Genomic DNA, 6033 nt, shown 5'->3' with positions numbered 1-6033 from the left:
GCAGACCCACCCCTGCACCCACTCCCAGGGACCGTTGGTTGTGTGGTCTCACAGGTTCGCAGCACCACACGTCGAGGAGGACGGATGGCAATCGACCGGAGACTGTTCCTGCTCGGGGGAGCGGGGGTGCTGCTGCTCGCGGGCTGCTCCACCCGTCCCGAGCGCACCACCGTCGAGGACTGGCCGACGGACCCACCCGAGGGTGACGTCACGATCAGCTGGTGGGCCGGGCAGGTCGCCTCGAAGGACGGCGGGGACCTCCGTCGCCGCCTCATCGCGGCGTTCCAGGAGGAACACCCGAACATCAGCGTGCGCATCGTCAGCGCCCCGAGCGACACCGACACGAACCGGACCAGCCTCACGACGCAGATCGCCGCCGGCAGCCCGACCCCGGACGTGTACCTCGGCGACGTGGCCTGGCCGGGGCAGTTCGCGAAGAACAAGCTCGCGACGCCGGTGGACCAGCTCGTCGGGACGGACTTCTTCGAGCAGTTCCCCGAGGGCCTCCGGCAGGCGGCGAGCGTCGACGGGACGTACTACATGTTCCCGCTCTACATCGACGAGTCGTTCTTCCTGTACCGCCAGGACCTGCTCGACAAGCACGGCTTCCAGGTCCCGCGTTCGTGGGAGGAGGTCAAGTCCACCGCCGCGAAGCTCGTGGACACGGGCGACGTCGACTACGGCCTCGCGTTCCAGGGCGACGTCTACGAGGGGCTCACCTGCAACGTGACCGAGTTCGTCGCGGACGCGGGCGGTTCGCTCCTCAACGACGACCTGACCCGGCCCGAGACGACGAGCTCGGAGACGAAGCGCGCGTTCGAGTTCATGCGCTCGCTCATCACCGACGGCGCCGCTCCCCGCGCGACCCTGACCTACCAGGAGCAGGACACGAACGACGCGTTCTCGGGCGGTCGCGCGGCGTTCCTCCGCAACTGGTCGTACGCGTGGGGGATCGCGAACGGGCCGGACTCCGCGGTCGCGGGCAAGGTCGGGCTCGCCGCCCGGCCGACGTTCGACGGCATGGACGAGCACCACTCGACGATCGGGGGCTGGGGGAACTACATCAACCCGCACACGCAGCAGCCCGCGGCGGCGTTGACGTTCGCGAGCTGGATGTCGAGCGAGACCGCGCAGCAACTCCTCACCCGCGAGGGCGGAGTCCTGCCGGCCCGCAGCGCGAGCCTCGTCAGCCAGGACGCGAAGCGCCAGCAGCGGCCGACGTACGACACGGCCGCGGGCATCACGCTCGTGCCCCGCCCGACCTCGACGGCGTACTACCCGAAGGTCTCGCAGGGCGTCTACCAGAACGGCAACAGCATCCTCGGCGGACAGACGTCGGTCGACGGCGGCACGAGCGCGATGGCCTCCGCCATCCAGCTCGCCCTGCAGGGCGCGGCGCTGTGAGCGCCGACACCGGGACGCGCACGTCACGCGCGTCGGTCCGGTCGGGTGCGGGGCACCGGCCGGGAGGCGCGGGTCGCCAGGACGGGTACCGCCCGACGAGCGCGCGGTCGCGGATGGAGCGCGTGCGTGCGCGGGGTGCGTGGGGCTTCGCGGCCCCGGCGCTCCTGGTCGTGGCGGCGGTCACGATCTTCCCCGTCGTGTACTCGATCGTCCTGAGCTTCGCCGACGTCGAGATCGGCTACGACGGGTTCAGCATCCAGGGCTTCGGGCTCGGCAACTACGCGGCCCTGCTGCAGAGCGCCGACTGGTACCGGGCGCTCGGCTTCACGGTGCTGTACACGGTCGTGACGGTCTCGGTCGAGCTCGTCCTCGGCATGCTCGTCGCCCTCGTGCTCGAGCGACTCGGGGCCACGCGCGGCTGGATGCTCGCGCTCATGCTCGTGCCGTGGTCGCTCGTCACGATCGTCAACGCCCAGCTCTGGAAGTACGTCTACGACTCGACCTACGGCGTCGCGACGTGGTTCTTCGGGCTGTTCGGGGACGCGCCGGTGATCCTCGGCGAACCGGTGCCCGCGATCACCGGGCTCATGGTCGCCGACATCTGGAAGACGACGCCGTTCGTCGCGATCATCCTGCTCGCCGGCCTCGTCCAGATCTCCGAGGACCACTACGAGGCGGCCGAGCTCGACGGCGCGAACGGGTGGCAGACGTTCTGGCGGGTCGTCGTGCCGCAGCTCGTGCCGACGCTCACCATCGCGGTGCTGTTCCGCGTGCTGCAGGCGTTCGGAGTGTTCGACCTGCCCTTCGTCCTGACGAACGGCGGACCGGGCACGACGACGCAGTCGCTCGCGATCATGGGCTACAAGGTCCTGTTCCAGGACATCAACATCGGCCCGGGCGCCGCGATCGCCACGAGCACCGCGCTCATCGTCGCGGTCGGCTGTCTGCTGTTCCTCCGGGCCTTCCGGAACCAGGCGAAGGGAGGGGACGACTGATGCCCCGACAGCGTGTCCGCAAGGGGTGGCGCCGGTGGGTGAACACCGTGAACGTCAGCGGTGTCGTCATCGCCGTGCTCACCGCCCTGCCGCTCTACTGGCTCGTGACGACGGCGCTCAAGCCCTCGTCGGAGATCGCCCAGTCGCCGCCGACCGCGTTCCCGCGGGCGCTGACGTTCGACAACTTCGTCGTCGCGTTCCGGGACAACGCCCTCGGCCAGTACATGGTGAACAGCGTCATCGTGTCGGTCTCGACGACGGTGATCGTCCTCGGCCTGGCGTTCCTGGCCGGCTACGCGCTCGCCGGGCGCTGGATCCGGGGCCGCACGGCGGTGATGACGTCGCTGCTCATGCTGTCGGTGTTCCCGGCGATCGCGGTGCTGACGCCGCTGTACCTGCTCGAGCGCAACCTCGGCCTGCTCAACTCGTACCCGGGGCTGATCGTGCCGTACGTGGCGTTCAACCTGCCGTTCGCCATCTGGATCATGCGGAACTACCTGCAGGGGATCCCCTCCACGATCGAGGAGGCCTCCGAGATCGACGGCGCCGGCGCGTGGCGGACGGTCCTGTCGGTGATCCTGCCGATGGCGAAGCCGGGGCTGTTCACGGTCGGGGTGTTCACGTTCACGGCCTCGTGGAGCGAGTTCCTGATGGCCCTGACGTTCAACAGCGAGAACTCGTTCCGCACCATCCCGGTCGGCATCGCGTTGTTCGGCACCCAGTTCACGGTGCCGTTCGCGCAGATCTTCGCGGCGAGCGTGGCGGCGACGGTCCCGATCGTCGTGCTCGTGCTCGTGTTCCGCCGGTCGATCGTGTCCGGCCTGACCTCCGGGGCGGTGAAGGGCTGAGGGTGGCCGCGCACTCGTCGACGAGACCTGCGTCGTGTCGGCGGGCGGCGGCTGCGCTGGTGACCGGCAGACGGACGGGAGGCCCGTGGCGATCCCGCCACGGGCCTCCCGTCCGTCGTGCGGTCGCCGTGGCGACCGTCGGTCACACGCCGTCAGCTGCGGCGCGGGTCCCGTGCGGTGTCGGTGAAGAAGTCGGCGTACAGACCGGCACCGTCCTGCAGTTCGCCGTACTTCCAACGCTTGCGCATCCGACGGAACGTCTCGATGCGTACCGGGTCGATGCCCGGCTGGGACTGGTACGCGCCCATGGTTCTCTCCCTGGTTCCCTGAATCGCCCCCGAACGGGGCACCCACGGGCGACGGTACGGACCAGGGCGGGCCACGTCCGGCAAGATAGGTCGGGAAGTTACCTAGTTGCGCTTGTTGGACAAACGTTCGAGTGGTGTCCTCGCCCGCCCGTACTCTGCGTCAGGGGGTCGGAGCGCCGTACTCGAGCGCCTCGACCACGCGGTCGATGACCCGCACGTACTTGACCCGTTCGCGTTCCGAGAAGGAGGACAACAGCTCGTGCAGATGCTCGTTCGTGCTGTCCATCGCGGCGGCGTAGGCGCGCTGGGTCTCCGGGGTGAGCTCGATGAACCGGCTGCGCCCGTCGTCCGGGTTCGGGACGCGGCACAGGTGCCCGGCCCGCTCCAGGCGGTCGACCGTGCCGGTGACCGCCGGACTCGTCAGGCCGAGGTGCGAGACGAGGTCCTTCACGCGGACCTGGCGTTCGGCAGCCGCGGCACGTGCGACGAACTGCAGCACGGTCAGGTCGGTGCCGGACACCGACAGCCGCTCGCGCAGGCGCCCGCGGAGCGCCCCCATCGCCGCCTCGAGTCGGGTCAGCGCGGCGGTCAGGTCGATCTCACTCACGTGGTCGCCCCCTCGGTGCGCGTCGGTCCTCGGCGACGTTACGCCGCCCGTACCCCAGAAGCGTATCCAGATAACGAGATGGACTGCGCCATGCGGACATCGCACCCGGACGGAGTGTCCCGTGGCTGACCCCCTCATCGAGGCCTTCGGCGCCGAGGCGACCATCGCTCCCGTGCGCTTCGAGGTCGCCGGCACCCGTCCCGAGACCGCCATCCGCGACCTCGGTGGCATCTACCGGGCCGATCGTTGGTCCGCGGGGCCGACCGACGGTCGCTTCGACTACCGCTACACGGCCATCGGAGACAGCGAGGTCACCATCCGTCGCTCGCAGATGCACGGCGAGATCCGCGGCGTCGTCCCGGCGGGCGGCGACTACGTCGTCACGTGGATCAGCGCGGGGACCGGCGAGGTCGAGATCCGCGGGGAGCGGTGGCCGATGGAGCAGGACGTCCCGGTGCTGTTCCCGCCGGACGAGGAGTTCTGGTTCGTCACCGCCGACTACGACCAGCGCCTCGTGCACTTCGACCGCGAGTTCATCCGGCGAGTCGCAGCGACCCGGACCGAGGTCGGCGACCACGAGCTGCGCTTCGACGGGGTCCGGCAGCCCGACGCCACGATCGGGCAGCGGTGGCAGGGTGCGCTCACGGCGCTGTCCCGTGGTCTGCGCGTCGGGGGGGCGGAGTCGGACGCCTGGCAGGACGCCAAGGTCGCGGCCGCCGAGGTGTTCCTCGACATGTTCCCGCCGCAGGTCGACGCGCTGCCCGACGTGCTCGCCGAGCCCCGGAACGCCCGACTGCGCGCCGCGGTGGAGTACATCCACGCGCACGCCGCCGAGGACGTCTCGATCACCGACCTGTCCGCCGTGGCCGGGCTCAGTGTCCGGTCCGTGCAGGAGTCGTTCCGGCGCGTGTTCGACGTGTCGCCGCTGACGTACCTGCGCCACGTCCGGCTCGACCGCGTGCACGAGGAGCTGCTCGAGGCGGGGCCGCAGACCGGTGCCGTGGGGGACGTGGCGCGGCGGTGGGGCTTCGCGCACCTCGGTCGGTTCTCGGCGTCGTACGCGGAGCGGTTCGGCGAGTACCCGAAGCAGACGCTGCGGCGCTGACGCGCTCGCGGGCGCGGGCGGCGCCGGCGTTCGCCGGCCGTGCCGCGCCGCGCCGCGCCGGCGCGCGCCGCGCCGGTGGCGCGACGTGCTCGCGCACCAGGGAAAGCACGTTGCGCCACGTGGTTGCGTGGTGCGAGCCGCTTCCGGTTGTGCGGAGGGCGCGCGCTCTGCGCGTCGCCTTGGCGGCCGGCGCTCCGCGCCCTGCCTGTCTGTGGCGCGCGGCGCGAGCGCCGCGCGCCTTGGCGCGACGTGCTCGCGCACCAGGGAAAGCACGTCGCGCCACGGGTTTCCGTGGTGCGAGCTGCTTCCGGTTGTGCGGAGGGCGCGCGCTCTGCGCGTCGCCTTGGCGGACGGCGCTCCGCGCCCTGCCTGTTTGTGGCGCGGGGCGCGAGCGCCGCGCCGTGGCGCGACGTGCTCGCGCACCGGGGAAAGCACGTCGCACCACGTGATTGCGTGGTTCGACGTGCTTGCTGCTGTGCGGACGGCGCGCGCTCTGCGCGTCGCCGGGATGGCCGGCGCTCCGCGCCCTGCCCATCTGTGGCGCGCGCCATGGCGCGCGCCGTGGCGCGCCGCGCGCCCCGCGCGCCGTGGCGCGACGTGCTCGCGCACCACGGAAGGCACGTCGCGCCACGGGTTCTCGTGGTGCGACCTGCTTTCCGTTGTGCGCGAGCACGTCGCGCCACGGCGCGCGGGGCGCGCGGCGCGCCACGGCGCGCGCCATGGCGCGCGCCACAGATGGGCAGGGCGCGGAGCGCCGGCCATCCCG

Annotated in this window: 6 protein-coding genes; 4 read left to right on the top strand and 2 right to left on the bottom strand. The window is 71.4% G+C overall.

The window, feature by feature from the left end; all coding sequences use genetic code 11:
- Window positions 1-84 precede the first annotated feature (84 nt).
- From BEP24_RS15655 to BEP24_RS15645, 3 genes are all read left to right on the top strand, one after another.
- A complete protein-coding gene (locus tag BEP24_RS15655; protein ID WP_065965001.1) occupies window positions 85-1404 on the top strand; it encodes an ABC transporter substrate-binding protein in 1320 nt (439 codons plus the stop codon).
- A 122-nt stretch (window positions 1405-1526) separates the two neighbouring features.
- Window positions 1527-2399: a sugar ABC transporter permease gene (locus tag BEP24_RS15650; RefSeq protein ID WP_083230434.1), complete on the top strand. Its 873-nt coding sequence runs from the start codon at window positions 1527-1529 to the stop codon at window positions 2397-2399.
- Window positions 2399-3247: a carbohydrate ABC transporter permease gene (locus BEP24_RS15645; protein WP_065964994.1), complete on the top strand. Its 849-nt coding sequence runs from the start codon at window positions 2399-2401 to the stop codon at window positions 3245-3247. The genes BEP24_RS15650 and BEP24_RS15645 overlap by 1 nt, the downstream gene beginning before the upstream one ends.
- A gap of 152 nt (window positions 3248-3399) precedes the next feature.
- On the opposite strand, the gene BEP24_RS17735 is transcribed toward BEP24_RS15645, so the two are convergent.
- Window positions 3400-3555, bottom strand: coding sequence for a hypothetical protein (locus BEP24_RS17735; protein ID WP_171898845.1), 156 nt, complete (start codon window positions 3553-3555; stop codon window positions 3400-3402).
- Between the two features lie 160 nt (window positions 3556-3715).
- Window positions 3716-4162 carry a MarR family transcriptional regulator gene (locus BEP24_RS17245; RefSeq protein WP_065964992.1) on the bottom strand — a complete coding sequence of 149 codons (447 nt, stop codon included), beginning with the start codon at window positions 4160-4162 and terminating at the stop codon, window positions 3716-3718.
- Window positions 4163-4283: 121 nt separating this feature from the next.
- Here BEP24_RS17245 and BEP24_RS15635 point away from each other — a divergent pair, with 121 nt between their 5' ends.
- The gene (locus BEP24_RS15635; RefSeq protein ID WP_065964990.1) at window positions 4284-5267 is read left to right on the top strand and encodes a helix-turn-helix transcriptional regulator; all 984 of its coding nucleotides are present in this window, start codon (window positions 4284-4286) and stop codon (window positions 5265-5267) included.
- The last annotated feature ends 766 nt before the right edge of the window (window positions 5268-6033 follow it).

Source organism: Curtobacterium sp. UCD-KPL2560 (assembly GCF_001705035.1).
Taxonomy (GTDB): Bacteria; Actinomycetota; Actinomycetes; order Actinomycetales; family Microbacteriaceae; genus Curtobacterium.
This window is presented reverse-complemented; position numbering and strand designations above follow the sequence as displayed.

Excerpts from the sequence above, each read along its gene's own strand:
- BEP24_RS15655 (WP_065965001.1), top strand. The coding sequence starts at position 85 with ATGGCAATCGACCGGAGACTGTTCCTGCTCGGGGGAGCGGGGGTGCTG.
- BEP24_RS15645 (WP_065964994.1), top strand. The coding sequence starts at position 2,399 with ATGCCCCGACAGCGTGTCCGCAAGGGGTGGCGCCGGTGGGTGAACACC.
- BEP24_RS17735 (WP_171898845.1), bottom strand. The coding sequence starts at position 3,555 with ATGGGCGCGTACCAGTCCCAGCCGGGCATCGACCCGGTACGCATCGAG.